The organism is Kribbella ginsengisoli, assembly GCF_039537185.1.
GTDB lineage: Bacteria > Actinomycetota > Actinomycetes > Propionibacteriales > Kribbellaceae > Kribbella > Kribbella koreensis.
The window spans coordinates 1-26635 of record NZ_BAABAA010000019.1 but is presented as its reverse complement, the minus strand read 5'-3'; the positions used below and the strand labels follow the sequence as shown (position 1 = coordinate 26635).

Sequence of the window (26635 nt, the reverse complement as noted above, 5' to 3'; positions counted from 1 at the left end):
CGGTCGCCGTCCGGCAGCCGATCAGGGGCGCTGTTACGCTCGGGCCGATTGTTAACGCGCACATCGCAGGGAGAGGGCGACCGCGGGAGATGCTCCTCGACGACGCGTCCGAGGAGTTCAACGACTTCTTCGAACGCCACCACGCCGAACTGGCTCGTCTCGCCCACCTCCTGACCGGCGAGAAGGACGTGGCCGACGACCTCGCCGCCGATGCGCTGGTCGCCCTGTGGCAGCGCTGGGACCGGTTGCGGGCGGCGCAACACCCGGTCGCCTACGCCCGCGGCGTGGTGGCCAATCTGGCTCGGGAGTGGATCCGGAGTACGGTCCGCGAGCGACGGCGAGTCGGGCTGTTCTGGTCACGCGGTACGGAACCGGTGGACGGGCCCGACGTTGCGGTCGTGCTGGACGTCCGGGCTGCGCTCAGCCGGCTGCCGTTCCGCAAGCGGGCGTGTGTGGTCCTGCGTCATGCCTTCGACCTGTCGGAGAAGGACACCGCCGCCGCGCTGGGCATCTCGGTCGGTACGGTGAAAAGCCAGACCTCGAAGGGGATGGCCGAGCTGGAATCGCTGCTCGGCGCAGAAGCAGTCGGCGAACTCGCGGCAGGAAGGAGGAACCGGTGAACGAGGAGATCAGCCGACGGCTGCGAGAGGCCGCCGAGGCCCACGAGCCCAACCGTGCAAGGATCCTGGCGCGTGTCGAGCGCGGCGCGGCCGACCCCACCGTCCGGCACCGCACACCTTCGATCGCGAGGTCCTGGCAGCAGGCGGCGATCGTCGGTCTGGTCGCCGCCGCCACCCTGGCGACCGGTGGTCTGGCCGTAGCCGCCATCGGCGGAACTCCTTCGCTGCCGGCTGTCGCCCCGACTCCCACGGTCCCGCACCCGATCGCTACCTCCACTCCGACGCCATCCCCCCGCACCACCCGCACCACCAGCACCGCCACCGCCACCCGCCCTGCCCCGACCACCACCCCGCGCAGCCCACACCCGACCCCGCCGACCACCAGCCGCTTCCAGAACGGACCGCTGTGGTCCCAAGGCTCGATAGACGCGCACAGCACCATCTACTGGGCCCAGAACAACCTCACCCTCAAGACCACTCAGCCACTCACCTCGCTCACCGTGGAACTGCGCATCGCCCAGACCGGCGACGTGCGGACGACCGGCTACTGGCAAACCCTGCCGAGCGAGGACTTCACCGTCACCGTTCAGGAGACCGGCGGTGCACTGCTCTACCGCTGGCTCCTCATGCCGGGCCGCACCGTGCCGGCCGGACAGCATGTGTTCGCAGCCCAGTACAACCACGCCACCGGCACCCGCAACCCCAAGCGCGACACCTACTACGCCCAAGCCCGAACCTCAGCCGGCCCCAGCACAGTCCGGGGAGGCTTCACACAATGATGTGAGGGGACACCCAGCTGCAGAAGTCGCCTAGAACACCAGGCCGAGAACTGGCTGCCTACAACCTCGCCCAAGAGGTCTGCCCCTACCGGAAACTGCCCGCACAGAAACTCCCGAACCCCGACCCGCGCCGCCTCGGCCCCCTGCTGACCGCGCAGTCCGAGTTCGACCCGGCCACGATCTAAAGGCTGAACACCGGCAATCTGCGCCGGTACTCAGCACGGCGGTCGCTGTCAACGACGCGGGTACTCACGGCCAGTACGGCAGCGCTGCCGGTCGACAACTAGGTCTACCCCCGGCCGGTCGACCGCCTCGGGCGGCCTCATCCTTCGAGAACCGACCACATGCCCGATCACGTCCGCAAGGCCGCTGAACAGCTGATCCGGTAGCCCCGCACCGGGGGGATCTCGGACTACACACGGCACCACGAATCGCAGATGGCGGGCCGCCCGAGCGAGGACGCGGTAATGGTCGGTGTTCAGGACGGTTGGCCTGGGGTCGTGGGACCTGTGTCCCTGGATGGGTGGGACGGGGCCGATCAGGCTGGGGGCCTCTGCTTCATTCGGTCAGCGATTCGCTGGGGGTGCGCGACATGAAGTCTCGGCTGTTGACAGTGGTGCTGGGCGTCGGGCTGGTGAGTTGGCTGCTGCCTGGGCCGGCTTCGGCATCACAAGGTCAGGTGACGGAGGCCTGTGGGGTGGTGGCCGGTTCGGTGACATCGGGCGGTGACCATCGTCAGCAGTACTTCTCGGCGACTGTTCCCCCGACGCGGATCCTGGACCATGTTCTTCAGTACCAGGCGTTTCCGGCCGGCCAGACCAGACTGAGCGGTTCGATGGTGGCCGATCCCAATGCCGCCGGGCCGGACGTGAGCGGTCACCTTGTGATCGGGTCGGTGATGTACTCGACGGCGTACGCGGCCAACTGGTGGGAGCCGGAAACGGGACCGGTGCGGCTGACCCGGGTCGGTGGCGGCTGGGGTGATTTCACCGCTTTCGACGAGGCGCTCTATGTCCCCACGACCGGTCGTGGCCGGACTAGTGCCTACGGTTTACGTTCCGACGGTGTCCTGTTCCGGTGGACCATCGCGCCGTCCGGCGTCTGGCAGGGCAAGACGTCGTACCCCGGGTTCGCGGCCGTCAAGGCGTTCGCGATCATCAGCGAGACCGCGACGTACGACACCTTGCTGGCGACTACTCGTGGTGGGGCGCTGTACACGATCCACATCCCGACCTCCACGCCGATGCACCCGGTGGTCAAGCTGGTCCGGCGTACCACCTGGCAGGTCTTCGAGTCCTTGATGGTCGCCGCCTGCGGCCAGTACGGCGTACTACTGCTCGGCGTCGACAAGAACACCCACTCGGGCTACCTGTACGCCGTCGGCCACGCCACCGGCCTCTCCACCGTCATCCAGCCACGCGGCAAGCTGCCAGTGTCCTTCGACGACCCGACCTACCACGGTTGGGCCGCCCCAGGCTCCCCACTCTTCGGCGAGTAACCCCTTCGCAGCATTGACGGCCACGAGGTGAGTGAGGGGACGCGGGTACGCCGGGTCGTGCCGGACGGGTTCAACGGGTCATCGCGAGTACGTCGCGGACCAGGCGCCTGGGGTGGTCGTCGTCGAGTGGCAGGGCGAAGATGACGTTGTAGTACAGCGGCGCGACGATGTGGTCGAGGATTTGCTGGACGGTCGGTGTCTGCTCGCCTCGTTCGCTGGCACGCCGCGTCATCTGCGTTGCCTGCTCGTGGCGGGCGTCGGTGACCGCGCAGTTCGTGACGAGGTCGACGCGGGCCGCCACCATCGCGCGCAGGTAGCGGGCTCGCTCGGGACGGGTGATGTCGCCGGCGATGATGTTGGCCCAGTCCGTCAGGTCCTGCTCGAGGGATCCGGTGTCGGGCACGGACTCGCCGTCCCGCGTCAGCGCTGCGACGGCGACGTCCTCGAGTAGCGCGTTGACGTCGGGCCAGCGCCGGTAGAGCGTCGTCGGGTTGACCCCGGCGCGCTCGGCGATGACCGGAAAGCTGATCTTGTCGGCGCCCTGACCGACGAGCTCGCCGACGGCGGTGTAGATCGCGGTCAGCACCCGGTTGCTCCGCCCTCCAGGACGACTCGGTCGGTCAGGCATGCCGCCATTCTAAGCAAAGAAGTTTGCTTTTACGAAGATCCGGGCGCTAGTGTCCTTAGAGCAAAGATCATTGCTTTTGGGATGGAGGTCTCCCGTGTTCAGCCGCTCAGTCTCGTTCGTCGTCGCCGGGGCGGCCGGCGCCGCGACGCTGACCGCCGCGTCGGCGCCGTCGCCGCTCTATCCCGTCTACCAGCGTCTGTGGGGGTTCTCCGCGTTCGTGCTGACGGTCGTCTTCGCCGTCTATGTGTTCGCGTTGCTCGGCGCCTTGCTGACCGTCGGCTCGCTCTCCGACCGGGTCGGTCGTCGCCCGGTCGCGTCCGGAGCGCTGGCGCTGCTCGCGCTGGGCATGGTGCTGTTCGCGATCGCCGGAGGTACCGGCGGTCTCGTGGTCGCGCGCATCGTGCAGGGTCTTGCCGTCGGCGCTGCCACCGGTACGACGACGGCGATGATCATGGACTCGGCGCCGAACCCACGGTTCGGTTCGGTCGTCAGCAGCGCGGTACCGTCCCTGGGCATCGTGATCGGAGCCGTCCTCGCCGGTGCGCTCGTGGAGTTCGCGCCACTGCCTCGTCAACTCGTCTTCTGGATCCTCGCCGTGGTCTACCTGATGCTCGCAGCGCTCGTCTGGCTGATCCCTGAGGGCGCCCGTCCGAAGCCGGCCGCGCGGGAGTCGCTCTGGCGGTCGCTGCGGCCGAGCGCCGGGCTTCCGCCGGCCGTGCGGCCGGTCTTCTTCGCCCTGGTTCCTTCGATGGCCGCGACGTGGGCGCTCGCCGGGTTGTACCTGTCGCTCGGGTCGTCCGTGCTCGGTACCGTCCTCGAGGTGCACAGTCATTTCGTCGTCGGCATCGTGCTCGGAGTGTTCTTCGCCGCCGGGGCAGCCGGCACCGTGGTCTCGTCGGTCTCGCCGACGCGTTGGCGCGAGTGGCTCGGGTACGGATCACTCGCTCTCGGCGTTCTGGTCACGATCGCGGCGATGCTGCTGACCACGTTGCCGCTCTACGTGGCCGGATCGGCAGTCGCCGGACTGGGCTTCGGCGCGACGTTCCGCTTCGCCGTCCACGCACTCGGCGAGGCCGCGCCGGACAGCCGGCGCGGGGAGGTGTTCGCGACCATGTACATCGTCAGCTACCTCGCCTTCAGCATGCCCGCACTGGCTGCCGGACTCGCCGCCGAACGCTTCGGCCTCGAACCGACAGCGGTCGCGTACGGCGCCCTGGAAGTCGCCCTGATCCTGATCGCGGCGGCCGCCGGAATCATCCGCGCCCACCGACAGGTCAGCGAGAACGAGCTATTGGCGGAGCACACTGTCGTCCGCGAAGCGGAGTTGCCGTGTCGGACCAGTTGATGGCTGTGATGATCACACCGTTGGGCATCCTGTTCACTCCTTGCTTGCTGGCAGATAGACCAGCTCGACCACGCCAGATTCGAGCTTCCGTGCGTCGCTGAGCTGGAGCGTGGCCCGGACACCACCATCGGTGAACAGCCGCGTTCCTCCGCCGAGAACGAGCGGGTGAACCGCGACCCGGTATTCGTCGATCAGGTTGTGATTCATGAGCGTTTGCACCAGCGTGGAGCTGCCGTACACCTCGATGTCCCCACCGGTTTGCTGCTTGAGCTGGGCGATCTCCCCGGCCACGTCGCCTTGGATCACCGTCGCGTTCCAGGGCAGCGACCCGGTCAGCGTTCTCGATGCGACGAGCTTGGGAATCTCGTTCGTCCGGTCGAGGTACGGGCCGCCGCCTTTGATGTTGCCCCAGGACCGGTACATCAGCTCGTAGGTGGTCCGCCCCATCAGGAAGTAGTCGCTGGCCAGCAAGCGGCCAAGCGCCTCCTGCTGCGCCTGGTCGGTGAAGTACTGGTTTGCCCAGCCGCCCTGGTCGGTTTCGCCGAACCCGCCTGGGTCCTGGATGACGCCGTCGAGCGAGGCCAGGGTCGAAACGGTCAGTTTTCGCATGACGAACCTCCGTGTGTGGGGTTGCCGACCCTTCGGCAACCGTCGCACTACAGACCGACCGCGCGGCCGGAAGGAATCGGTCTGGCCCAGGAAATTCCGCGTCGCCGATTGTTCAGCCCCGCATGGCGGCCCAATGGCGGGTCATGCGTCCGGCGGGACCGCCGGGAACCCGAATGCGGTGACCAGATCTGCGTCGCCGAACGCGGTGATGCGTGAGATCCCCTCCGCGTCCGCTGTGAGCACCACGATCCCGTAAGGGAGATAGCCGCCGTCCGCACCGCGGTGGTAGGCGGCGACCGCGGGCTGCCCGTTGGCGCTGGCCGGCAGCATCCGCCAATGCCCGGGCGAACCCAACACGTGCTGTCCCATGTAGGGCATGCAGTATCTGATCCCGGAGTACCAGCGCCGCAACGGCGGAGCCTCGAGCGTCGCGTCGGCGCGCAACAGCCGTTCGAGTGCTGCGGGGTCGGCCTTCTCAAAGGCGGCGACGTAGCGGTCCAGTAGCTCGCGCTGCTGCGGCTCGGTCAGTTCGCCTACCTGGTCCGCGACCGGCGCCACATCGTCCAGCCGTGCCCGGGCCCGCTGCAGAGCGCTCTTCACGGCTGCCACCGAAATGTCGAGCAGCTCGGCAACCTCAGCGGCACTCCAGGCGAGCACCTCGCGAAGGATGAGCACTACGCGCTGGCGGGGCGGCAGGTACTGCAGGCTGGCGACGAGCGCGAGCCGCACGGTGTCCCTGGCGGTGACGATCGCGGCCGGATCGTTCGAGTCCGGCAACCGGTCATCTGGAAACGGCTGCAGCCACGTCACACTCGTATCCACCGAGTTCGGCGGGGCGGAGGAGTCCTGACTCGGAGCGCCCAAGCCGGACGGCAGCACCCGCCGGCCGTGGTGCTTCAAGGCGCTCAAGCAGGTGTTCGTCGCGATCCGGTACAACCAGGTCCTCAGCGACGCCCGTTCTTCGAACGAGTCGAAGGCTCGCCAGGCGCGCACGTAAGTCTCTTGCACCGCATCCTCGGCATCGGCCAACGATCCGAGCATTCGATAGCAATAGGCCAGCAGTTCCGGCCGGTACTGCTCGGCGCGCAGCACGAACTCGTCGCTTTCCGCCGCGGTCCCGGTCACACCGCACACGTTAGCCCGGTGCCCCTCCCCGGCGAAGCTGGTTGCAGCCAGCCCCTCGGTCTGCTCGAAGGCGATGGCCAGGGTGGGCGTGCGGGCGACCGCCATCGAGGTGAATCCCATCCGCCGACCGTCGAACTGTCACGCCCATTGCAGTACGTCGTGATGCGACAGCCGGGGTAGACGGGGGAGCCACGGGGCTTTGCCCGGGTGTCCGATGTTCACGACCAGGATCGAGTGCAGCCGGCCGTCGGGGAAGAACTCGCTGTCCATTCCGCCGGCGTCGAAGCCGCCCATCGGACCGGCGGCCAGGCCGTGCGCGCGGACCGACAGGATGAAGTAGCCGGCCTGCAGGATCGCGTTGAACTTCGCGGCCTCGGTGCGCAGCTCGGCGTTCGCCGCGAAGGTGTCCTTCAGCTCCGGCCGGAACGGCAGCACCGCCGGGATGTGCTCGTGGAACCGGGTGTCGGTCGCGAGGACGGCCACCGCCGGCGCGGACGCGGTCTTGGCTTGGTTGCCCTCGTTCATGTGCTTGACCAGCCGTTCCCGCGCTTCACCCGGATGCACGTAGAGCACGCGCAACGGCTGGGTGTTCGCCGAGGTGGGACCCCACTTGGCCAGCTCCCAGATATCGCGCAGGTCCGCGTCCGGCACCGGGGTGTCCGCGAAGGTGTTCGCGGTCCGGGCTTCGGTGAACAGGACGCGTTTGGCCTGCTCACCCAGCCGGCCGAGCCGTAGCGGGTCCGGATCCGTGTAGTCCTCGGGGTTCATCGTTCAATGCCTTTCGACGTCAGGAAAGTGGGCGCTCGACCAGGCTTCGCAGCACGAGCGCGTTGGGGGCCTCGATCAGCCGGCCTCCTTCGGCCAGGCGTCCCACCTCGACCGGCGAGAGGCCGAGTGAGTTGACGAGTTCTGCGACCCGCTCGCCGGCCTCCTGGTCGTCGGAGGCGACGAAGACGACGCGCCGTCCGACGGCGGGGTCGAGCGCTTCGGACAGCACCTTGGCCGGCAGTTGGTTGAATGCCTTGACCACCGTCGCGCCGGGCAGTTGCGCTGCGACGTACTGGGACGACGGCAGGCCGCCGAGGATGCTCTCGGCGTCGGATGCGTAGTGCGCGTTGGCCGCGTCGACGACGGTCTTGCCGGTCCAGTCCGGCAGTGAGCGGCCGAACTCCGCGATCGCCGGGAACGGGATCGCCATCAAGATGACGTCGCTCGCCAGTGCCTGGTCGAGAGGTACGGCGTGGACGCCCGCGCCGAGCTCGTCGGTGAGCTCACGGAGCGAGTCAGGTCCGCGGGTGTTCGCGATGCTCACCTCGATACCCGCCCGGGCGAAGAGCCGGGCCAACGCCGAGCCGACGTTCCCGCTGCCGACGATCGAGTACCGAGGTACAGCAGTCATGATCTCCTCCATGTAGTTAACGTGTGAACTAAACGTAGCACGAGTAGTTCACATGTCAACCAGGTTGTGTACGATCGTCTCGTGACGACGACACGGTGGCTGGACGAGCGGGAGGACCGCGCCTGGCGGAGCCTGATGGCGATGCAGGACGGCCTGACCGAGTACCTCGACCGGCAGCTGCGGACCCGGTCCAGCCTGTCGACGCCGGACTACCAGGTCCTGGCGCACCTGTCAGAGGCAGCAGACGGCCGGCTGCGTCCGTTCGAGTTGGGCCGATTGCTGCACTGGGAGAAGAGCAGGCTGTCGCAGCACCTGAGCCGGATGGAGAAGCGCGGCCTCGTGGCGCGCGAGCGCTGTCTCACCGATCAGCGCGGCGCGGTCATCGTGATCTCAGCGCAGGGCCGTGCGCTGATCGAGGCAGCCGCTCCGCTGCACGTCGCAGAGGTACGTACCACGTTCATCGACCACCTCACGGCCGAGGAGCTCGAGACCCTCACTGCCATCGGAGACAAGGTGCGGAAGCGGCTCGAAGAGCTCGGCGCCGAGGACTGAGGGCAGAGGCCAGAACTGGCACTCGTGGCCGTCGGTGCGCCGTCAGCCAGCGCTGGACCGCCCAAGCCGCCGGTGACAGAACGGCTCCTGCTGGAGTGTCAGAAGTCCCAGGCGGCCCGGATCGCTGCGGCTTCATGTTCGGCTTGGTGTTTGCCGATGTGGAGGGCTCGGCCGGCGGTCTCCGGGTCGAGCATTTTGATCGGCGTTTCGATGTCGCTGAAATCGGGCTCCATGGCTACCAGTCGGGTGGTTTCGCGTAGTTGGGCGATTTCGGCGTCGGCTTTGATGGTTGAGGCGGACCGATTGCTGTCGGCTCCGCCTTCTTGGGCCCCGAGAGGAAGGCATGACACGACCACGAGAACGTCGCTCGGTGGCGCCGCCGCGGCGTTCAGGTGGTTCACGATTCCGCCGTCCATATAGCGGTTTCCGTTGATGGTGACGGTGGGGAACAGCATCGGTACGACGCAGCTGGCAGCGACCGCGTGCAGCAGCGGCACGCCGGATGCTTGGCTCCACACGACAAGTTCGCCGGTGCCGGTGTCGATCGCTGTGCAGCGGAACCCGGCGGGCCAGGCGACGCCGTCGAGTATCTCGAGCAGGCCGAGGTAGTCGTCTTCGGTGAGTGTGGTCGACGCTTCCTGTGCTGCAGAGCCGATCGCCCGCAGCGCTTGCTGCGGGTCGGCAGCGAAGACTGCTTGGCGCGACGCGTCCAGGAAGCTTTGGGAACCTGCCCCCAAGCTGTCGAAGTCGAGTTTCTTCCCCACCTCCGCGAGGACGGCGAGCGCATCGGTCACGTCGCGGCCGCTGGACAACAGCGCGCCGACCAGGGATCCCGCGGAGGTTCCCACGATTGCCGAGGCTCCTGCCAAATCGACGCCGGCGTCGCGCAGTCCGGTGAGCAGACCGGTCTGCCAGGCGACACCGACGGTTCCGCCGCCGCCGAGAACGACCGTGCGGGTGGGTGAGCCATTTCCTTGAAGAGTCATTGCTGTTCCTTCCGTGATGCGATGTCGATACCGAACAGGGAGCAGGCGTTGCCTGCGGTGAACTTGTCGCGGTCTTGGTCGGTGGGGAACTCGGTGAGGAACTTTTCGATGTCGGTCTTGTCCGGCTGCTGGAAGGGATAGTCGGTCGAGAACAACAGCCGATCGGGCGTGGTCACCTCCAGGGCATGGCGCAGCAGCGTGGGATTGAGCATTCCGGAGGCGGTGATGTGGATGTTGGAGCGGACGTAGTCCGACACCTTCCGATCCAGGCCCGCAATGCTCGAAAGGCTGTCGGCGCGGTCGGTCCAGAACGGCAACAGTTCGCCCCAGTGGCCGAGCACGAGTTGCAGGTCGGGATGGCGGTCGAGGGTGCCACGGACGATCAGGCGCAAGGCGGCGACCGCGGCCTCCAGGTGCCAGCCCCAACCGAAAGTCGCCAGGGCCAGGTCGGTCGCGGGGTCGAAGCCGCTGTAGACGGCCTGACGGATCACCCGCGAGGGAATCTGCGGGTGGATGAAGATCGGTTGTCGCAGGGCCGCGGCGGTGGCGAACAGGTCGTCGTACCGGGGGTCGTCCAGCGGGATCTCGCCGGTCCGCCCGTAGACCATCGCTCCGACGAACCCGAGACCGGCGGTCCGTTCGAGCTCCGCGCCGGCCGCCTCCGGATCCGCCAACGGCAGGGTGGAGAAGGCTCGCAGCCGTGTGGGGTGCCGGCCGACGGCCTCGGCGGCGATGTCGTTGGCCCGCCTGCTGAGCGTTCGTGCGTCGGCTGGATCCAGTGGCTGGCTACCGGGTGGTGCCAGGGAGAGGATCTGCAGGTCGACCCCCTGGGCGTCCATCGCCGCGATCCTGGCGTCGCCGATGTCGTCGAGGCGCTCGAGATTGTCGCCCATCTCGTCGAACACGATGCTTGCGTCCCCGCGGTCCATGGGGAGCGCCTTCACTGCCGACGTGAGCTCGGGCAGATTCCAGTGTTCTTCGATCGCGATCAACACCACGGCGGGCCTTCCGATCCGGTGCAGGCATTCTGCTCAACGCTGTTGAGTGAGACCATACACGAATCGCTCAACGCTGTAGAGTGAAGTTGTGAACGAGACCTCCCGTGACGCCAAACGCGCCCGCACCGCACAGCGGATCCTCGATGCCGCCAGGCAGGAGTTCGCAACCAAGGGATTCGACGGCGCGACGATCCGGGGCATCGCCGGTGTCGCGGGAGTGGATGCCTCGCTGGTGATGCAGCACTACGGCTCGAAGGCGGCGCTCTTCACCACTGCTGTTCAGCTGCCCAGCGACGACGCCGAGAGCGCCGCCGAGCACCTTCTGGAGGTACTGGCCAACCGGCTGCGCGATCTGCCTCCGGAGACGAGCGCACTGGTCCGGTCCATGCTCACGGTGCCGGAAGCCGCCGAGTCGATGCGGGCCTATCTCGACGAACGCGTCGACAACCTCGCCAGATCCCTGGACGGCGACGACGCACGCTTGCGCGCCCTGATCACGGTGAGCGGCATCCTCGGCCTGACGATCACGCAGCACTTCCTGAAGCTGAGCGCCTTCGACGACGCCTCCCACGAATCGTTGCTGCAGGCCGCCCGCGGCTGGACCGCATACCTGTCGCGCGACTCGTAAGACCGATCACCAGCGCATCAGCGATCCCGACGAGGTCGCCGCGCAGGGCGGCACCGAAGGCATGCGGAGATCGAGGCCCTGCTCACGCAGGCCAGCGGACGGGATGCAACTCGAACGTGAGCCTGCCGGCGAGTTCCGGTCAGCGGGCTCAGCTGACGAAGTAGGGCCAGCCTCGAAGGTGGTTTATGAAGCGCTCGCTCAGTCCGCCGTCCCGGAGAAACTGCGCTGGAACGGGAATGGGCGGGCTCGTGTAGCTCTGGTTCGCGTGAACCTGGCGGGGACAGTCCCTCTGCAGGATCGCGGCTCGGCCGATCAGCACGAAATCGCACCCCTCGTCGAGAATCTGGGCTGCTCGTTCAGCGGTCTTGATCTTGCCGGCGGCGCCGACCCGCACTCCCTTTCGGGGCAGCGTCGTGAAGACACTGAGCATGGTCTGCCCGCGAAACGCGCCCTCCGTAACCAGTTGCGCCGAGTTCCACAGCGCGAGGTCGAGGTAGTCGATCATTTCGCGGTCGAGGATCTCTGCCGTGATTTCGCGCAGCTCCTCCAGGCGGAGCCCGTAGCGCTCGATCGAGAGTCGCCACCCGATCTGGAAGTCGGCACCGCACGCTCGCCGGATGCCCTCCAGTACCTCGGTCGTCAGACGCGCTCGATTTTCGACGCTGCCGCCGTACTGGTCCGTCCGATCGTTGAGGAGGGGAGAGAGGAATTCCGAGAGCACCCACCCGAACGCCCCGTGGAGACAGACTCCGTCGAACCCGGCCCGCTCGGCGCGAAGAGCCGCCTCGATGAAACTGTCGCGTATTCGCTCGACCTGCTCCGTGGTGAGCGCCGCGACTTCTGGCAAGGTGGCGCCGGAGGCGGGGGCGGGCACTCCTCCGAAGTCGGGATCGGCGCGGTGGCCGGCGTGGTGGAGCTGCACTGCCGACAGGCCGCCGCCTTGCCGGATGGACGTTGCGATCTGGCGCAGGCCGACGAGGTGCCTGTCGTCGTGGATTCCGAGCTGGCGCCCGTAGGCGATTCCGCCTGCTTCGACCGTGGTGGCGCCGGTCTGGATCAGTCCGTAGCCGCCTTCGGACAGCTGGCGGTACCAGTCGAGGTCGAATTCGGACGCGGAGCCGTCGAAATCGCTCTGCTGCGTGACCAGCGGCGCCAGCATGATCCGGTTGGGCATCGACCGGCCGTGCAACAAGGTGAGTGGCTCGAAAAGATCGGACACGGTCATGTGACGCTCTCCGTTGCGTTGTTGATGCGGCGGTTAGACTAGGGCCGAACCTTCACATCCATGTGATGGCAGGCGCGGAGGGATGGACGGGTGAGAATCAAGGAGCTCTCCGAGCGAGTAGGCGTCTCGACCCGACTGCTGCGGTACTACGAAGAGCAGGGACTCCTCTCGCCGCGACGCGAGGAGAACGGCTACCGGTTCTACGACGACGACGCCGTGGCGCGAGTGCAGCAGATTCGTGGCCTGCTAGGGGTGGGACTGACGACGGAGATCATCCGTGACGTCCTGCCCTGCCTGGCCGAGGCGGCGTGCTCCAAGTACAACGACCCCGAGTTCGTTGCCCGGATCGCACGCGAACGAGACCGGCTGAAGGAACGCGTCACTGTGTTGTCGCAGAACCTGAAGGCACTGGACGACTACCTGAACGCGGTCGGCGACCAGCGCTCGCCCGGAGCCGCCGCCTGACGGCTACCGGCTGCCGGGCTGTACGAAGTCTCCCCAGCCTCGAAGGTGGTTGATGAAGCGTTCGCTGATGCCACCCCTGCGAAGGAATTCGGCGGGAACAGGAAGGGCCGGGCTCTCGTAGGAGAGGTCTGATCGGACCTGCTCGGGGCAATCCCGCTGAAGGATGCCGGCCCTTCCGATCAGGACGAAGTCGCAGCTGTCGTCGAGCAGTTGCGCGGCACGGCGAGCGCTCCGGATTCTCCCCGCGGCCCCGAGCCGGACGCCCTTGCGCGGGAGTTCGGCGAAGACGCTGAGCATCGTCTGTCCGCGGAAGGTGCCTTCGGCAACGATCTGGTTGTAGTCCCACAGGGCAAGGTCCAGATAGTCGATCAGTTCCCGGTCGAGGATCTCGGCGGTCATCTCGCGTAGCTCTTCCAGCCGCAGACCGTACCGCTCGATCGACAGTCGCCAGCCGATCTGGAAGTCGGGCCCGCAGGCGCGGCGGATTCCTTCGATCACTTCGAGTGTGAAGCGCGCCCTGTTCTCGAGGCTGCCGCCGTACTTGTCCGTCCGGTCGTTCAGCAACGGTGACATGAACTCGGACAGAATCCAGCCGAAGGCCCCGTGAACCGACACCCCGTCGAAGCCCGCCTTCTCAGCTCTCCGCGCGGCCGCGATGAAGCTGTCGCGGATGCGTTCGACCTCGGCCGTCGACAGCGCCGAGACGCCTGGCAGGGTGTAGCTGGATGCCGGCGAAGGCACGCCTCCGTAGTACGGGTTCGCGCGGTGACCGGCGTGGTGAAGCTGTACCGCCGAGAGCCCGCCCCCGTCCCGGACCGAGGTCGCCATTTCCGTGAGGCCAGGGATGTGGGCGTCGCTGAAGATGCCTGGCTGCCGGGCGCAGGCGATCCCACCCGCCTCGACGATGGTGGCGCTGGTCTGGATGAGCCCATAGCCGCCGCGGGCGAGCTGACGCATCCAGTCCTGGTCGAATTCGGACAGGAAGCCGCCCGGTTCGCTCTGCTGGTTGGTCAGGGGCGCCATCATGAACCGGTTTCGCATCGCCGGTCCGTGCAGGAGGGGCAGCGGTTCGAGGAGGTCAGAGACGGTCATGAGGGCAACCCTCACACCTTCACATCAATGTGAAGGCAAGCCTCTTCGCGAGTAGGCCCGAGCCGCCTTGCGTTCACATTGATGTCAACGTTTCACACTCGTCGAGGTCCCGCGATCGCGGGCACCGAAACGCGGTCCGGGTGGAGTTCTTCACGCTCTGCCCGGTCGATCAAGAGGAAGAAGCAATGACTACAGTCCGGGACACTCAGTTAAGGGCTCAGAAAGCCGATCGCTTTCCCGTAGCCGGTCTGATCGCACTGTTCACCGCAGGATTCATCACCACCCTCACCGAGGCACTGCCTGCCGGGGTACTACCGCAGATGAGCGGTGCGCTCGGTGTCTCCGAATCGGTGGCCGGCCAGACCGTGACGATCTACGCGGTCGCCACGATTCTGACGGCGATCCCCGTCTCGATTCTCACGACGAGCTGGCCGCGGCGCCATCTGATGGTCGTCGCGCTCGTCGGATTCCTGATCGCGAACGTCGTGACGGCGATCTCGCTCGACTACACGATCACGATGATCGCGCGGTTCATCGCGGGCGCTGCGTCCGGCGTGACGTGGAGCATTCTCGGCGGCTATGCGCAACGCATCACACCCGACGCGTTGAAGGGCAGGGCGATGGCCTTCGCCTTCGCCGGCACCCCGGTGGCGCTCTCGCTGGGCGTTCCCGTGGGAGCGTTCCTCGGTCAGTCCGTCGGATGGCAGTCGACGTTCGGTCTCATGTCGGCGCTGACCCTGCTCCTCATCGGATGGACGCTGTGGAAGCTGCCGAACGTTCCCGGCCAGCAGGCCGCCGAACGACTTCCCCTCCTTCATCTGCTGCGTATCAAGGGGCTTCGCACGATCCTGGTGGTCACCGGTGTCTTCGTGCTCGCTCACACCATCCTCTACACCTACATCGCTGCGGTGCTCGCCGGTGCCGGTCTCACGGACCAGGTGCAGTGGATCTTGCTCGACTTCGGAATCGCCTCGATCCTCAGCATCTGGCTGACGGGAGTCTTCGTCGACCGGCACCACCGCCGCCTGGTACTGCTCAGCACGACCTTCTTCGCCGCAGCCGCGGTCGCGCTGACGCTCTGGTCGGGGAACCCGATCGCCGACTACCTGGCCGTGGGCGCCTGGGGCCTGGCGTTCGGTGGCTCCGCGACGTTGTTCCAGGGCGCCCTGATGGCGGCCTCGCGTGAGCATGCCGACGCCGCGCAGCCCCTCATGGTCACGATGTGGAACGCCGGTATCGGCCTCGGCGGATTGATCGGCGGCATCCTTCTGGCCGGTCTCGGGTCGGCGTCGCTCCTGCTCGCCGTCGCGGTGCTCGTTCTCTCCACCGTGATCGTGGTGATCTTCGCCCGGGGACACGCGTTCCCCGGCCCCGCATCCAACCGGTAAGCGAATGTCGGACGAGAACGGAGTACCCATGTACCTTTCACAGACAACCGATCCCGATCCCGTCCCGGACGCGCCGACGGTGCCGGCTCCGATCAAGGTGGATGTGTGGTCCGACATCGCGTGCCCGTGGTGCTACATCGGCAAGCGGAAGTTCGAGACGGCCCTCGACGACACCGGCATCGCGGTCGAGATCGAGTACCACGCGTACGAACTCGCTCCGGATCTGCCCGAGGAATTCGAGGGCAGCGAGCAGGACTATCTCGAGATCCGCGGGTACTCCGCCGATGAGGTGCAGCCGTTACTGGCTCGATTGGCCGGTGCCGCGAAAGCGGTCGGGCTGGACTTCGACTACGACATCCTCAGGCACACCAACATGGTGAAGGGGCACCAGCTGATCCGGTGGGCGCACTCCAAGGGGCGGCAACTCGACATGGTGGAGCGCCTTCTCGCCGCTCACTTCGAGGAGGGCAGGCACGTGGGCCGTGACGAGGAACTCGCCGATCTGGCGGCCGAGATCGGACTCGACCGGGTGGAGGCGCTGGCAGCTCTCGCCGAGAATCGCTACCTGCGGGACGTGCGTGCGGAGGAGAGGCGCGCGAAAGAGCTCGGCATCAGAGGCGTCCCCTACTACGTTTTCGATAACACCTATGGAGTCTCCGGAGCCCAGGACCCTTCCGTATTCGCCGACATCCTTCGACAGCTGTCGGGACGCAAGGAGGTGTCATAGTGCCCGAGAACCGGAAGCAAAGGCTCGTCGAACTCGATGCGCCGATCGCCGCCGGCTGCGTCGACGGCGTCTGCGAGATTCCAGGGAGTGCCGTTGTCCCGGATTCCGGCGACGAATCCGAGGACGACGAAACCAGCAGCTGACACCCGCCGCCCGTGGCCCAGCCACGGGCGGCGCCGTCCATTCAGAAGTCGAAGCTGCACGCGCGATCGGTGAGGAACGGACCCAACTGCGCGAAGCACTGGCTACGTTCAAAGTGCTCGGCGCCGAACCCTGGGCTCAGCGGGCGGAGCGAGAACTCCGGGCGGCCGGCGAAATCTCCGCACCGGCGAGAACACAGTCGACCACCCTGACAGCACAGGAGCTTCAAATCGCTCGCCTCGCCGCCTCCGGACTGACGAACAAACAGATCGCAGCGCGGCTGTTCCTGTCGCCTCGAACGGTCAGTGGCCATCTCCATCGGGCCTTCCCCAAACTAGGTATCGCCACCCGCGCCGCGCTCCGATACGCGCTCGGCGAGGGTCCCTGACCAACCGGCCGCCGCGCCGCTCAAGGGTGGGCAGAGCTCGGATCTCATCGCCTGGGGCCGCCCGAACCAGACAGGGCCAGCGGCCTCGGTCACCCCGTCTCTCGATCCAGGCTCATATCCCTATGACCGCCCGTAGGGCTCGCAGCAGGTGGTCTCGGCGGCTCTGTGAGCTGACGGCGAACTCCGTGACCTCTTCGTCGGCAAACAGTGCTGTGGACACGGCCTGCCCCCACAGGATCCGGTAGGCGGTGTCGGCGGCTTCCGGGCTGGTTCCGAAGCGTTCGACCAGTAGGGCGCTGAACTCTCGCGCGGCCTGTCGGGTGCTCGCCGCGCCGCGCTCCCGCAGCAGTGGGTCGTCGTAGCCACTGAGCATGAACGCCTGGAAGATCAGCCGATTCTCGGTGAAGACATCGGCGAACGCCTCGATGAGCCGGCGCAGCAGGGTCTCGCCTTCGGCGATATCCCAGACTGCTGCGGCACGCGAAAGCCAGGCGTCCTCGATCTTGACCAGGAAGCGGTCCTGGGCTGCCACGAGCAGACTCCGGCGGTCGGCGAAGCGGTGGTAGATGGCGCCGTTGGAGACCCCCGAGGCCTTGCTGACCGCTGCGATCGTCAGTGCTGCAGGTCCCTGGCTTCCCAAGATCTCCAGCGCCGCATCGAGCACTCTTGCGGTCGAGTCCTGACTACGGGCCTGCTGGGGACGTCGCATACCGGCTTGTCGGTCTGCCATCCGTTTACCTCTCTTCGTCGAGCCCTGGTGACAGCCCAGAACTAGAGGAGATACTCTGATTCTGCCAAAACCAGAGCATGCACTCTAGTTGGAGGATGTCATGGCGATCGCGCCGACTCAGGGCCTCTTCACCCAGTCCAAGCCGCCGCAGACCGGAGGCTACCCGGGGTTCCGCCCTGGCAGCTGGGTGGAGGACGGTATGCGGAGCGACCGGGACGTGGCCGTGCCGATGCGAGATGGCACCGTCGTCTACGTCGACGTCTGCCGGCCAGAAGGTGCCAGTCAGGTGCCGGTCCTGCTGGCGTACGGCCCCTATGGCAAGCACAACGGCTTTCCTCCGATCCTGGCAGCCGGCGCCGACATCGAACCGCCGCTCCCGGCAGGTACCCGCTTCGAGGCGCCAGTGGCGCAGTACTGGGTCCGGCACGGCTACGCGGTGGTCTATGCCGACCCGCGCGGCTGCTGGTGGTCAGAAGGTGACGCCAGCCCCTTGAGTCTGCAGGAGGCCGAGGACGGGCACGACCTGGTCGAGTGGGCGGGGACGCAGCCTTGGAGTAACGGCAAGGTCGGAATGAGTGGTGTGTCCTATCTGGCCATGACGCAGTACGCCGTTGCTGCCACTCGGCCGCCGCACCTGGCCGCAATCAACCCTTGCGAGGGGATCAGCGACACGTACCGCGAGTCGATCTTCCACGGCGGCATCCTGGAGACCCAGTTCTCCCTGCATCTCACGGGTGAACTGATCGGCTTCGGCCGGAACAAGACCGAGGACGCGTTCAGCGAATTGCTCGCGCATCCACTGCTGGACGACTTCTGGGCAAGCCGGGCATTCCAGCTGGAGAACATCGAGGTACCCGCGTTCTTCGTGTGTTCGATGGGTAACCACGGCACCCACACACGCGGGACCCTGGAGGCGTACCGCCGTGCGGGTTCCTCGCAGAAATGGCTGGACGTCCACGGGCGCAAGGAGTGGCGCTACTACTACACGCCGGACAACGTCGAGCGCCAGCGAACGTTCTTCGACCACTTCCTCAAGGGCATCGACAACGACCTCGACAGTTGGCCTCCCGTTCGCGTCGAATACCGCGATCGCACCGAGACCGGCCCGGTCCGCGACGAAACCGCGTGGCCCCCGGCAGGGGTCCACCACAGCCCTTTCCACCTCGATGCTTCGACCGGCCAAATGCTCCCCAGCAGCCCCTCGCGGGCAGCCACGGCCGGATACGACCCCACCAAGTCACCTACCGAGCCCAACCGGCACGCAGGCGACCAAAGAAGCGTTTTCGACCTCACCTTCGACGAAACCACCGATCTGGCCGGCCCCGTTTCCCTGATCCTCTGGGCGGAGTCGCCGGGCGCGGCTGACATGGACGTCTTCGTCACGCTCGACAAGCTCGACACAGCCGGGAATCGTGTCGGTTACCCGCTGGCCGCCTACCTTGACGACGGGCCCTTGGCCTATGGCTGGATGCGTGCCAGCCGCCGCGAACTCGACCCCGCCCTGTCCACAGCCGAGCGGCCGGTACAGGCCCACCGCCGCGATCTGCCCCTGCCCGAGCACGGCCCGATCCGTCTCGACATCGAGATCTGGCCGATCACCGCGCACTTCCACCCGGGGGAAACGTTGCGCTTGACCATCGCCGGCGCGGACATCTACCGCTGGCCTGCGGAACACTTCGTCAACGGCCACGACTTCCTGAACAACACCGCTCCGCACATCCTCCACACCGGCGCGGACCACGACTGCGTGCTGCGCCTCCCCGTCGTCACCGCCAGCAGCACCCCCGCTGAAGATGCCGGCGATGTGAGTTCGGAGTCCGGTGCGTGAACACGCCGAGCCTCACCTCCAGCCCGATTGCTGGTGCATGGGCCTGGTCGGGGTGGTGCACGCACTGACCCCGCGTCCGCCGCCACAGCGACGACCACCGACAGGAACAGGCGCGAGATCCCGCCCGCGGCGCCACCCCACGAGAAAGGAACACCGATGATCCGATACGCCACAACCCGCGCCGACCGGGCCTGCTTTCCGCACAGCTACAAGACTGAACGCCGCTACCTCGGTTACCGCCTGGACGAGGAGTCCAAGCCGTACGCCAAGTACTTCCAGCTCGACACGCGGCCTGTTCAGGACCACGTCCGCGAAGCCGTGGTCGCGGGCATGGCACCGACCGAGTACGCCTACGGCATCGAAGATGCCGCCCGCATCATGTCCCGCCCGGGCTACCACAAGATGGAGACCGGTTGGACGCGCGTTCCGGGTGGATTGATGATCTCGGTCCTGACGGACATGCCGGGCGTCACCGGTCAGATGTGGGACTGGTGGTTCGGCTGGCATTCGACGGAAACCGCCCGCTACAAGCTTTGGTACCCCGATGCCCACCAGTTCTCAGCGCTCGGCGAGGACCGCAGTGCCGACCGCACCCTCACCGACCGCCAGCGATACATCGACAACGTCTCCTATGTCGACGAGTACGTCGGAGGCTCCCTCCAGCGGCTCGCGATCCGCTTCACCGACCCCAAGCGCCTCGGCTTCGACGAACCAGGATCCGGCCATGCCGTCATCTGCGCGCGCGTCGGACTCAGCCAATACCCCGTCGCCCAGGGCTGGCTCATCCACCAGGTCCGCCCCACCTCCGCCGGCGCCGAAATGCGCAGCCGCTTCTTCCTCGACAGCACCGAGGTCCTCGACCTGCCGGACCACTCCCTCCCAGGCCGGGGAGCAACCCTCCTCACCGGAAGAACTGCCCGGAAGCTGGGCGGCTCCGCGCTGCCACGGCTGGGCAGGAAGGTGCTGGGGCCGACCTTCGGCCAAGACCTCCTCTACCACTGCGGCGCGGAGATGAACCACCTCGCTTCGTTCCTGCCGCAACTCCACGAAGAGTTCAACGGCACACCTTGATCGCAAGTGCCCTACGGCCTTGTGGAGCCGCGCACACGGTGCAAACCCAACCGCGACCGACTTATTGCACAGGAGAACGTGATGACTCTTGAACCCGTGACCTTCGAATCCGACGGCGTCCGTCTGGCCGGCGACCTCTACCTGCCAGACAACCCCGCCGGACCGGTGCCGGGAGTGGTGATGGCCCCCGGCTTCGGTGGCGTCAAGGAAATGCTCATGCCTCCCTACGCCGCGTCCCTCAACGCGGCCGGCATCGCCGTCTTGGTCTTCGATTACGCGGGCTTCGGCAGCAGTGACGGGGAGCCTCGGCAGCACATGGACCTCGAAGCCCAGCAGCGTGCCTACCGCCACGCATTGGACTACCTTGCCGCTCGCCCCGGCATCGACGAGGAAAGACTGGGCGTGTTCGGCACCAGTATGTCCGGGGGCCACGCCCTGGCTGTAGCCTCCTCCGACACCCGCGTGCGCTCCACCGTCGTGCTCATCCCCTTCACAAGCCTGGACACCTCCCAGTTGCCCCCCGGACTGCTTGACATCTTCGAGGACGCAGCCCGGCGTCAGGCGGCCGGAGAAGAACCCCAGATGATCGCCAGCACGGGCAAGCCCGGAGAAGTGGCCGCGATGACATCCGACGGCGCGTGGCAATGGATGGAGCGCATGACCGCCGACGCGCCCACCTACCGCAATGAGGTCACCATGGCCTCCCTGTGGAATCTCGCCGGCTATCACCCAACGGGAAACCTGGAAGCCATCGCCACGCCAGTTCACGCGATCCTTGCATCGGACGATGCCATCACTCCCGCTTCGGCCGCACGCCAGGCATTGCGCCCGGTCGCGCAGCTTGACGTGGTCGAAATTCCGCAGTCGCACTTCGAACTCTTCACCGACCACCTGGAGGAGACCATCGACCTCACCACACGCTGGTTCGAGCGCGACTTCGGCACCATCGACCCCGCCAAGTAACGGCCCGGCCGGGCCGTACGTCTAACCCGATACTCCGCCGGCGCGTGGAGTCAGGGGTGGGTGTCTGCCGACCGCGCAAGCAGGTAGAGCTGCCTCGACCTTCCTCGTCAACCGCGACGGTGAAAGAAAGTCCTAGCGGCGGCGCAACCGTGCGACGGTGCAGGTCACCGCTGACTCGATCAATGACGCATTCGACGGCAGTCCTCGGAGTGCGGAAGAGATCACGACGCCGCAGCGAGCATGGGCGCGCCGTTGAGGGCGGCATCGCCCGCGCTGACCCGCCGCAGCGAAAGACGGATCGGCCAGAACCCGCCGGCGCTACCGACCGGTGGCTGGATCTAATCCAGCGGAGTTCCGGTGACTGTTCAACAGATGGGCGACGACGCCCGTATACCGCTGCGTATCTGAAAAGTCTTCTGGAGGGAACCAAGTGCGAATCCATCGCAGCATCGGTCTGGTGATGGCGGGGCTGGGCCTGGCCGCTACCGCTTTGGTGTCACCCGCCTTCGGTGACACTTCACCGGTCGGCATCGCCTCAGCCGGAATCGTTGCCGACAGCACCAAGCCACTCCCGATCACCGCGCAGGACCGGCTGTACACGGCTGACCAGTCCTCCAACACGGTGACCGTGATCGACCCTTCGACCGACAAGACCCTGGGGACCATCGCCTTGGGAAGCCAACGGGTCGGCGCGACGCTGAGCCCCCAGTACCTGGGCGATGTGGGCGTGCACGGTCTCGCCTTCTCGCCGGTCACGCGCCGCCTGGCGGTTGTCAGCGTGACGAGCAACACGGTCGATATCGTCGACACGACGACCAACAAGGTTCTCAGCAAGACCGACGTTGGCCGTGCTGCCCATGAAGGCAGCTTCACGGCGGACGGCAAGGAGTTCTGGGTTGCTGATCGGGGGCGAGACACGGTCAGCGTGGTCGACGCCCTGAACGGTGGGCTGAAGGCCGATGTCGTGGTGGGAGCCGGTCCGTCGAAAGTGGTGATGAGCCCCGACGGCCGGTTCGCCTACGTGAACCACATCGCGCTGGCTGAGATCACTGTCGTCGACACTGCCTCGCGCCGCGTAGTGGACCACATCACGGGCCTTGGGGACGTCTTTTCCTCTGATCAGGCAATCTCGCCGGACGGAGCGGAACTCTGGGCAGCGCACAAGCGGGTCGGCAAGGTCTCAGTCATCGATCTGCGGCAGCGCAAAGTGACACACGTGCTGTCCACCGGTCCGGACACCAACCATCCTCAGTTCGCCGACACGCCGTCGGGCAAGTTCGTCTATCTCACCATCGGTGGCCTGGACCAAACCTTGGTGTTTCGCCGCGGTGACCGGCCGGAGCTGCTGCAGCGGATCGCGAACCACGGACATGCCCCGCATGGCGTCTGGCCCAGCGGGGACGGCAGCCGCGTCTACGTCGGCCTGGAGAAGTCGGACAAGGTCGACGTCATCGACACTTCAACGCAAAGAGTCGTCGCGACGATCTCTGGCGGCCAGGAACCCCAGGCTGTCGTCTATGCCCCCCGAGCGGCATCGCCCGGACCAGCAATGAATCTTGGTCGGCAGGGCCTGGGACAGCAGCCGCGTAACGTGCCCACGACGCTCCCGGACGGACGAGCAGGTGAAACCCTCGATCCGGTGCATGGCCGGACGCTCGAAGCCACCGTCCGTCCCGTTGCCGGTGTGGACATGATTCAGCTTCAAGCGCGAGGACTCGAGGCCGCCACGACCTACCAGGCGTACTCGGTCGATCAGACCGGGCGCCGCACCGCACTGCTCACCTTCAGTACTGATGCCGCAGGCAACGCACCGATGGTCCTTGCGTTCAGCAGCTTCACCGGTCAACGGGTCAGCATCGAAAGTCGTGGCCAGGCCAGCGCCGCCGCAATGGCCGCCACGATGGCGCTGGCAGGGTGTTGCTGCTGCTGAGCCAGAACCTCTTGATGCCGACAGCAACGAAGAGCGGGTGGAATCACGGGTGGTTGGTACAAGCGCGCCCACCCATGACGGCCTCATCGACGGATGCGTAGTCCTCAGCAGCTCCAACGGCGGAAGGCAGGGATGACGAACCTCGGGGCCGAAGATCACATGCAACCGTCCGATTCTCCGGCCGAGTGCGTCGAGACGCTGCAAACCGCTGACGGGGTCGAGGCTGCCTACGGCCGTTACCGTGCGGAACTGCTGGGGTTCGCCGTGAATTCCCTGTCCGATCGGGAGTTGGCCGAAGAGGTCGTCCAGGAAACCTTCGTGCGGGCGTGGAAAGCCGCCGACCGGTTCGATCCGCGACGAGGCTCGCTTCGGACCTGGCTGTTCGCGATCGCGCGCAACGGAATCGTCGACGCGGTACGCCGGCGCGCGGTTCGTTCCGACATCGGACCGGCCGGGGTGGAGGAACGGGTCAAGAATGACCCGGTTGAGCAACTGCTGCTCAACATCCAGGTCGGTGAGGCTCTTCGAGCTGACACCGGAGCACCGGCAGACCGTGATCGAGGTTCACTACTTCGGCCGAACCTGTGCAGACCTCGCCGGCGAGCTCGGCATTCCTGCCGCAACCGTGAGAAGCCGTCTGTACTACGGCCTGCGCACGTTGCGCTCGATCCTGGAGAAGAACGGATGGCTGGCCGAATGAAGGACGAGTGCCGGGAGGCCCGGCCGATCATCGCGGAGGCACTGACGCTGGATCTGTCCCTTCCGGAAACCACCAATCGGCACCTTCGGACCTGCGATGACTGCTTGGCCGAGGCCGACGGCATCAGGCGGACAGTCGTGACCTTGGGGCTGGCGACCTCGCCGGCCTTCTTGCCTGCGACGGTTGCGGGAACACGGTCGGTCGGCGGAAGGCGATCCAACCGTTGGAGAGCGCTGACTGCCGCGGCAGCCGCAATCGTCGTTGTCGGCGGGTTCCTCCTGACCGGATCCGCGGCGCCCGAGGCCACTCAACCGTCGGCCGCTGTCATCGAGAGGGCCGGCAAGATGACTACCCACCCCTGGGGGACGGAGATCCCCGTGTCGGTCACCGGCCTGGAGTCCGGCAGGTCGTACCGGCTGGTGGCGACAGACGCGCACGGGGTGCGCGGAATGGGCGGGAGTGTGACAGGGGCGTCCGGTCAGGTGGTTCGGGTTCGTATGGTGACAGCCCTGCGCAAGGAATCGATCACTGCTGTCCTGCTCGAGCAGGACGACGGCGTACTGGTCACGCGGCTGGCGATATCTCCGGCCCGTTGATCGAGCACTGAGCTACTGCTACAAGGCTTGCGGGCGGGGGATCGGGCTCCATCGTTTCGGGGAGGAGAAGACCAACGACGTGACGGGGCGGCCGTCGTCGTTGAGGGCGTCGACGAACGGCTCGAGGGCGCTCAGGCTCTCGGCGACGACCCTGATGATGTGGTCGCTCTGGCCGGCCACCCGATGGTCTTCGAGTACCCGTGGCTCTGCCTCGGCCTGAGCGGCGATCGCGTACGACTGCCGCCGGCCGCCGCTGGCGATGTGGATGAATCCCTCGATGCCGTATCCAACGGCCGCGGGGTCGATCCGGGCACTGTAGCCAAGGATCACGCCGGCCTCTTCGAGGCGACGGACCCTGCTCGTGACGGCGGGAGCAGTGAGCGAAACCTGACGCCCGAGCTCCCGGTATCCCATCCGGGCATCGTCTTGTAGGGCCGCGATGATCTGCCAATCGATGTCGTCAAGTTGGATCATCAGGCCAGAGTACTGCGACTGATGATTTGTAAAGTAATTGGCGCCCGGAACCTTGCGAACTGTCTTCCAACCAGGTTCCGTGCTTCACTAGCGTGATGGTGTGACCAGTGATCAAGACCCCGCCACCGCACGGCACCCGAAGTTCGCGTCCGCCGGACTGTTCGTACTGGTATCCGTACTCTGGGGAGTGCCGTACCTCTTCAATGACATCGCGCTGCAACAGATCGGACCGCTGTGGATTGCAGCGGTCCGGGTGGCGATTGCCGGCCTGGCTCTCGGGCCACTGCTCCTCCGCGACGGACGCTGGCGCAGCATCGTCGAACGGTGGCCCTCACTGCTTCTTCTCGCAGTCGTGGAGGTCGCACTGCCCTTCACGCTCATCGCCATGGGCCAGCGAACGGTTCCCTCCGGCACCACTGGTGTGTTGATCGCACTCGAGCCGATCTTTGTCGCGCTGATCGCGCTCTGGCTGACTCGCGGGCGCGACATGACCGTCACGGGTTGGGCCGGTCTCGCTGTCGGCATCCTCGGTGTGATCACCCTCCTGGGACTCGACCTCACCGGGCCCGGAGCGCTCTTGATCGTGGCCGCGGCGCTCAGCTACGCGATCGGCGCGACCTCGATCCCGCACCTCTTCCCTGACACCGACTCGCTCACCATCGCCGCGGCGATGATCCTGCTTGCGACCCCGATCCTGCTGCTCGTCGCGCTCCTGTCCGAGCCCTTCGTCCTGCCCTCACCCGAAACGTGGACAGCGCTTGTCGTGCTCGGCCTGGCCTGCAGTGCTGCAGGATTCACGGCGTTCTTCTCCCTGATCAAACGAGCTACCCCCACCACGGCGTCGATAACGATCTACGTCTCGCCCATCGTCTCGCTGGGTGCGGGCATCGTCGTCCTCGGCGAACGGGCCACCCTGAGCGAAGGCATCGGTTGCGCCCTCATCCTGATCGGAGCCGCCCTGGTTCTGCGCCGAAAGGCAACGCCAGACCTGAATGACGATGTCGCTGCCGACCGAGCGCCACAACGTGCAGATCAGGCCTAGCAACGGAAATCTGGCCCTGACGGGCCTCGAGGTCATCGCCGGCGGCGTGCTCGGCTCGCTGGACCGCAGCCGCGATGCGGAAGCGTTCACGCCCGCTGTGTCCCAATTGATCCGATCCTCGGCAGCCTCAGGGGATACCGGCCACCAAGCTCGACCAAGCTGGTGACGCTCGGTCAGCTGGGGTCGGTGTGGAGTGGCGCGTGGAAGTAAGGCCTGATGGCCAGACCTCGATCCGACGCTGAGGCCGGCCGGGCCTTCTCCGTAGCTCGGGGCTGGTTCTCATCGGGTCCGATCCCAGCCGCGACGGGGGCGGTGGCTGCCGAGCATGCCGAAGTGGAACAGTGGGCTGCCGATCCGGAGCAGGCGGTTCTCGTACAGCTGGGAGGATCTGGTGGTCCAGCCGAACTTGTCGTAGCGGTAGCGCCACAGGTGACCGGCCACGAAGATCGTCAGGCACAGGTAGGGGACGATGACGAAGAGGAACTCGTTCATCGGCGGGCTCCCGGGAACGACGGCATCGGTAGCAGCGTGGGCGCGGCCGCACCCGGACTGAACTGAGGACTGGCGAAGGGGGCGAGGCCGACGTCTTCCTCCGGAGGTCCTTCGGCGGCGAGGCGTCGTACGGCGTCGCGTTCGTCGCCGCGGAGCTGCGGCAGGGTGGCGGTGACGGCGTCGATGAGGTTCGCCCACGGGGATCGCTTGTCGCGC

General features: G+C 66.6%; 30 protein-coding genes and 2 pseudogenes. 19 read left to right on the top strand and 13 right to left on the bottom strand.

From position 1 onward, the window contains the following. Positions 1-89 precede the first annotated feature (89 nt). The 3 genes from ABD768_RS39045 (at position 90) to ABD768_RS39035 (ending at position 2897) form a co-directional block, all read left to right on the top strand. Positions 90-620: a SigE family RNA polymerase sigma factor gene (locus ABD768_RS39045; protein WP_344849381.1), complete on the top strand. Its 531-nt coding sequence runs from the start codon at positions 90-92 to the stop codon at positions 618-620. After that, positions 617-1399 (top strand): hypothetical protein, encoded by a 783-nt coding sequence (locus ABD768_RS39040; RefSeq protein WP_344849379.1) that lies wholly within the window; start codon positions 617-619, stop codon positions 1397-1399. Before ABD768_RS39045 ends, ABD768_RS39040 begins: the two co-directional genes overlap by 4 nt. 592 nt (positions 1400-1991) lie before the next feature. Next, positions 1992-2897: a hypothetical protein gene (locus ABD768_RS39035; RefSeq protein WP_343974337.1), complete on the top strand. Its 906-nt coding sequence runs from the start codon at positions 1992-1994 to the stop codon at positions 2895-2897. Between the two features lie 70 nt (positions 2898-2967). Here the strand turns inward: ABD768_RS39035 and ABD768_RS39030 are convergent, their stop codons facing one another. After that, entirely contained in the window at positions 2968-3525 is a 558-nt protein-coding gene (locus ABD768_RS39030; RefSeq protein ID WP_344849377.1) for a TetR/AcrR family transcriptional regulator, read from the bottom strand. A gap of 94 nt (positions 3526-3619) precedes the next feature. Between ABD768_RS39030 and ABD768_RS39025 the strand changes: the two genes are divergently transcribed. After that, on the top strand, positions 3620-4870 hold the full coding sequence (locus ABD768_RS39025) for an MFS transporter (RefSeq protein ID WP_344849375.1): 1251 nt from the start codon (positions 3620-3622) through the stop codon (positions 4868-4870). A 33-nt stretch (positions 4871-4903) separates the two neighbouring features. On the opposite strand, the gene ABD768_RS39020 is transcribed toward ABD768_RS39025, so the two are convergent. From ABD768_RS39020 to ABD768_RS39005, 4 genes are all read right to left on the bottom strand, one after another. Further along, positions 4904-5479, bottom strand: coding sequence for a dihydrofolate reductase family protein (locus tag ABD768_RS39020; protein WP_344849373.1), 576 nt, complete (start codon positions 5477-5479; stop codon positions 4904-4906). Between the two features lie 141 nt (positions 5480-5620). Beyond that, positions 5621-6724, bottom strand: a complete 1104-nt coding sequence (locus ABD768_RS39015) for a sigma-70 family RNA polymerase sigma factor (RefSeq protein WP_344849371.1) — start codon at positions 6722-6724, stop codon at positions 5621-5623. Positions 6725-6742: 18 nt separating this feature from the next. Then, complete coding sequence (locus ABD768_RS39010; RefSeq protein WP_344849369.1) at positions 6743-7372, bottom strand: malonic semialdehyde reductase; 630 nt, start codon at positions 7370-7372, stop codon at positions 6743-6745. A gap of 19 nt (positions 7373-7391) precedes the next feature. Then, positions 7392-8003 (bottom strand): NADPH-dependent F420 reductase, encoded by a 612-nt coding sequence (locus ABD768_RS39005; RefSeq protein WP_344849367.1) that lies wholly within the window; start codon positions 8001-8003, stop codon positions 7392-7394. An 81-nt stretch (positions 8004-8084) separates the two neighbouring features. Between ABD768_RS39005 and ABD768_RS39000 the strand changes: the two genes are divergently transcribed. Beyond that, complete coding sequence (locus ABD768_RS39000; RefSeq protein ID WP_343974358.1) at positions 8085-8555, top strand: MarR family winged helix-turn-helix transcriptional regulator; 471 nt, start codon at positions 8085-8087, stop codon at positions 8553-8555. Positions 8556-8653: 98 nt separating this feature from the next. Here the strand turns inward: ABD768_RS39000 and ABD768_RS38995 are convergent, their stop codons facing one another. Both ABD768_RS38995 and ABD768_RS38990 read right to left on the bottom strand, forming a co-directional pair. Next, positions 8654-9541, bottom strand: coding sequence for a patatin-like phospholipase family protein (locus ABD768_RS38995; RefSeq protein ID WP_344849365.1), 888 nt, complete (start codon positions 9539-9541; stop codon positions 8654-8656). Next, entirely contained in the window at positions 9538-10470 is a 933-nt protein-coding gene (locus tag ABD768_RS38990) for an amidohydrolase family protein (RefSeq protein ID WP_344849363.1), read from the bottom strand. The genes ABD768_RS38995 and ABD768_RS38990 overlap by 4 nt, the downstream gene beginning before the upstream one ends. Positions 10471-10627: 157 nt before the next feature. Between ABD768_RS38990 and ABD768_RS38985 the strand changes: the two genes are divergently transcribed. Further along, positions 10628-11167, top strand: coding sequence for a TetR/AcrR family transcriptional regulator (locus ABD768_RS38985; protein ID WP_344849361.1), 540 nt, complete (start codon positions 10628-10630; stop codon positions 11165-11167). Positions 11168-11315: 148 nt separating this feature from the next. Here ABD768_RS38985 and ABD768_RS38980 read toward each other — a convergent pair whose 3' ends face one another. Then, the gene (locus ABD768_RS38980) at positions 11316-12392 is read right to left on the bottom strand and encodes an NADH:flavin oxidoreductase (RefSeq protein ID WP_344849358.1); all 1077 of its coding nucleotides are present in this window, start codon (positions 12390-12392) and stop codon (positions 11316-11318) included. Between the two features lie 90 nt (positions 12393-12482). Here ABD768_RS38980 and ABD768_RS38975 point away from each other — a divergent pair, with 90 nt between their 5' ends. After that, positions 12483-12857, top strand: a complete 375-nt coding sequence (locus tag ABD768_RS38975; RefSeq protein WP_344849356.1) for a MerR family transcriptional regulator — start codon at positions 12483-12485, stop codon at positions 12855-12857. A 3-nt stretch (positions 12858-12860) separates the two neighbouring features. Here ABD768_RS38975 and ABD768_RS38970 read toward each other — a convergent pair whose 3' ends face one another. After that, complete coding sequence (locus tag ABD768_RS38970; protein ID WP_344849354.1) at positions 12861-13949, bottom strand: NADH:flavin oxidoreductase; 1089 nt, start codon at positions 13947-13949, stop codon at positions 12861-12863. A gap of 185 nt (positions 13950-14134) precedes the next feature. Here ABD768_RS38970 and ABD768_RS38965 point away from each other — a divergent pair, with 185 nt between their 5' ends. From ABD768_RS38965 to ABD768_RS43195, 4 genes are all read left to right on the top strand, one after another. Then, positions 14135-15337 carry an MFS transporter gene (locus tag ABD768_RS38965; protein ID WP_344849352.1) on the top strand — a complete coding sequence of 401 codons (1203 nt, stop codon included), beginning with the start codon at positions 14135-14137 and terminating at the stop codon, positions 15335-15337. Between the two features lie 28 nt (positions 15338-15365). Beyond that, positions 15366-16064 carry a DsbA family oxidoreductase gene (locus tag ABD768_RS38960; protein WP_344849350.1) on the top strand — a complete coding sequence of 233 codons (699 nt, stop codon included), beginning with the start codon at positions 15366-15368 and terminating at the stop codon, positions 16062-16064. Next, entirely contained in the window at positions 16064-16207 is a 144-nt protein-coding gene (locus ABD768_RS38955) for a hypothetical protein (protein ID WP_344849348.1), read from the top strand. Before ABD768_RS38960 ends, ABD768_RS38955 begins: the two co-directional genes overlap by 1 nt. A 113-nt stretch (positions 16208-16320) precedes the next feature. Beyond that, positions 16321-16593, top strand: coding sequence for a response regulator transcription factor (locus tag ABD768_RS43195; protein WP_425558473.1), 273 nt, complete (start codon positions 16321-16323; stop codon positions 16591-16593). 112 nt (positions 16594-16705) lie between these two features. On the opposite strand, the gene ABD768_RS38950 is transcribed toward ABD768_RS43195, so the two are convergent. Next, a complete protein-coding gene (locus ABD768_RS38950) occupies positions 16706-17323 on the bottom strand; it encodes a TetR/AcrR family transcriptional regulator (RefSeq protein ID WP_343974387.1) in 618 nt (205 codons plus the stop codon). 100 nt (positions 17324-17423) lie between these two features. On the opposite strand from ABD768_RS38950, the gene ABD768_RS38945 reads away from it, so the two are divergent. The 7 genes and pseudogenes from ABD768_RS38945 to ABD768_RS38920 all read left to right on the top strand — a co-directional run bounded on the left by ABD768_RS38945 (position 17424) and on the right by ABD768_RS38920 (position 24411). Further along, positions 17424-19151, top strand: a complete 1728-nt coding sequence (locus ABD768_RS38945) for a CocE/NonD family hydrolase (protein ID WP_344849346.1) — start codon at positions 17424-17426, stop codon at positions 19149-19151. 156 nt (positions 19152-19307) lie between these two features. Continuing rightward, positions 19308-20222, top strand: coding sequence for a DAPG hydrolase family protein (locus ABD768_RS38940; protein ID WP_343974393.1), 915 nt, complete (start codon positions 19308-19310; stop codon positions 20220-20222). Positions 20223-20228: 6 nt separating this feature from the next. After that, on the top strand, positions 20229-21185 hold the full coding sequence (locus ABD768_RS38935) for an alpha/beta hydrolase (RefSeq protein ID WP_486327394.1): 957 nt from the start codon (positions 20229-20231) through the stop codon (positions 21183-21185). Positions 21186-21645: 460 nt separating this feature from the next. Further along, positions 21646-23115, top strand: a complete 1470-nt coding sequence (locus ABD768_RS38930; protein WP_344849528.1) for a YncE family protein — start codon at positions 21646-21648, stop codon at positions 23113-23115. Positions 23116-23208: 93 nt separating this feature from the next. Further along, positions 23209-23541: pseudogene (locus ABD768_RS43190) on the top strand (RNA polymerase sigma factor); the annotation flags it as partial. Between the two features lie 88 nt (positions 23542-23629). Further along, positions 23630-23815, top strand: a complete 186-nt coding sequence (locus ABD768_RS38925) for a sigma factor-like helix-turn-helix DNA-binding protein (protein ID WP_344849341.1) — start codon at positions 23630-23632, stop codon at positions 23813-23815. Further along, positions 23800-24411 carry an anti-sigma factor gene (locus ABD768_RS38920; RefSeq protein WP_344849339.1) on the top strand — a complete coding sequence of 204 codons (612 nt, stop codon included), beginning with the start codon at positions 23800-23802 and terminating at the stop codon, positions 24409-24411. Before ABD768_RS38925 ends, ABD768_RS38920 begins: the two co-directional genes overlap by 16 nt. A gap of 18 nt (positions 24412-24429) precedes the next feature. On the opposite strand, the gene ABD768_RS38915 is transcribed toward ABD768_RS38920, so the two are convergent. Further along, complete coding sequence (locus ABD768_RS38915; protein ID WP_343974405.1) at positions 24430-24885, bottom strand: Lrp/AsnC family transcriptional regulator; 456 nt, start codon at positions 24883-24885, stop codon at positions 24430-24432. A 100-nt stretch (positions 24886-24985) separates the two neighbouring features. Here ABD768_RS38915 and ABD768_RS38910 point away from each other — a divergent pair, with 100 nt between their 5' ends. Continuing rightward, positions 24986-25927 carry a DMT family transporter gene (locus tag ABD768_RS38910; RefSeq protein ID WP_344849336.1) on the top strand — a complete coding sequence of 314 codons (942 nt, stop codon included), beginning with the start codon at positions 24986-24988 and terminating at the stop codon, positions 25925-25927. Positions 25928-26206: 279 nt separating this feature from the next. On the opposite strand, the gene ABD768_RS38905 is transcribed toward ABD768_RS38910, so the two are convergent. Both ABD768_RS38905 and ABD768_RS38900 read right to left on the bottom strand, forming a co-directional pair. Beyond that, complete coding sequence (locus tag ABD768_RS38905; protein WP_344849334.1) at positions 26207-26419, bottom strand: respiratory nitrate reductase subunit gamma; 213 nt, start codon at positions 26417-26419, stop codon at positions 26207-26209. Then, positions 26416-26635 (bottom strand): annotated as a pseudogene (locus ABD768_RS38900) (nitrate reductase molybdenum cofactor assembly chaperone); the annotation flags it as partial. The pseudogene ABD768_RS38900 and the gene ABD768_RS38905, both read right to left, overlap by 4 nt.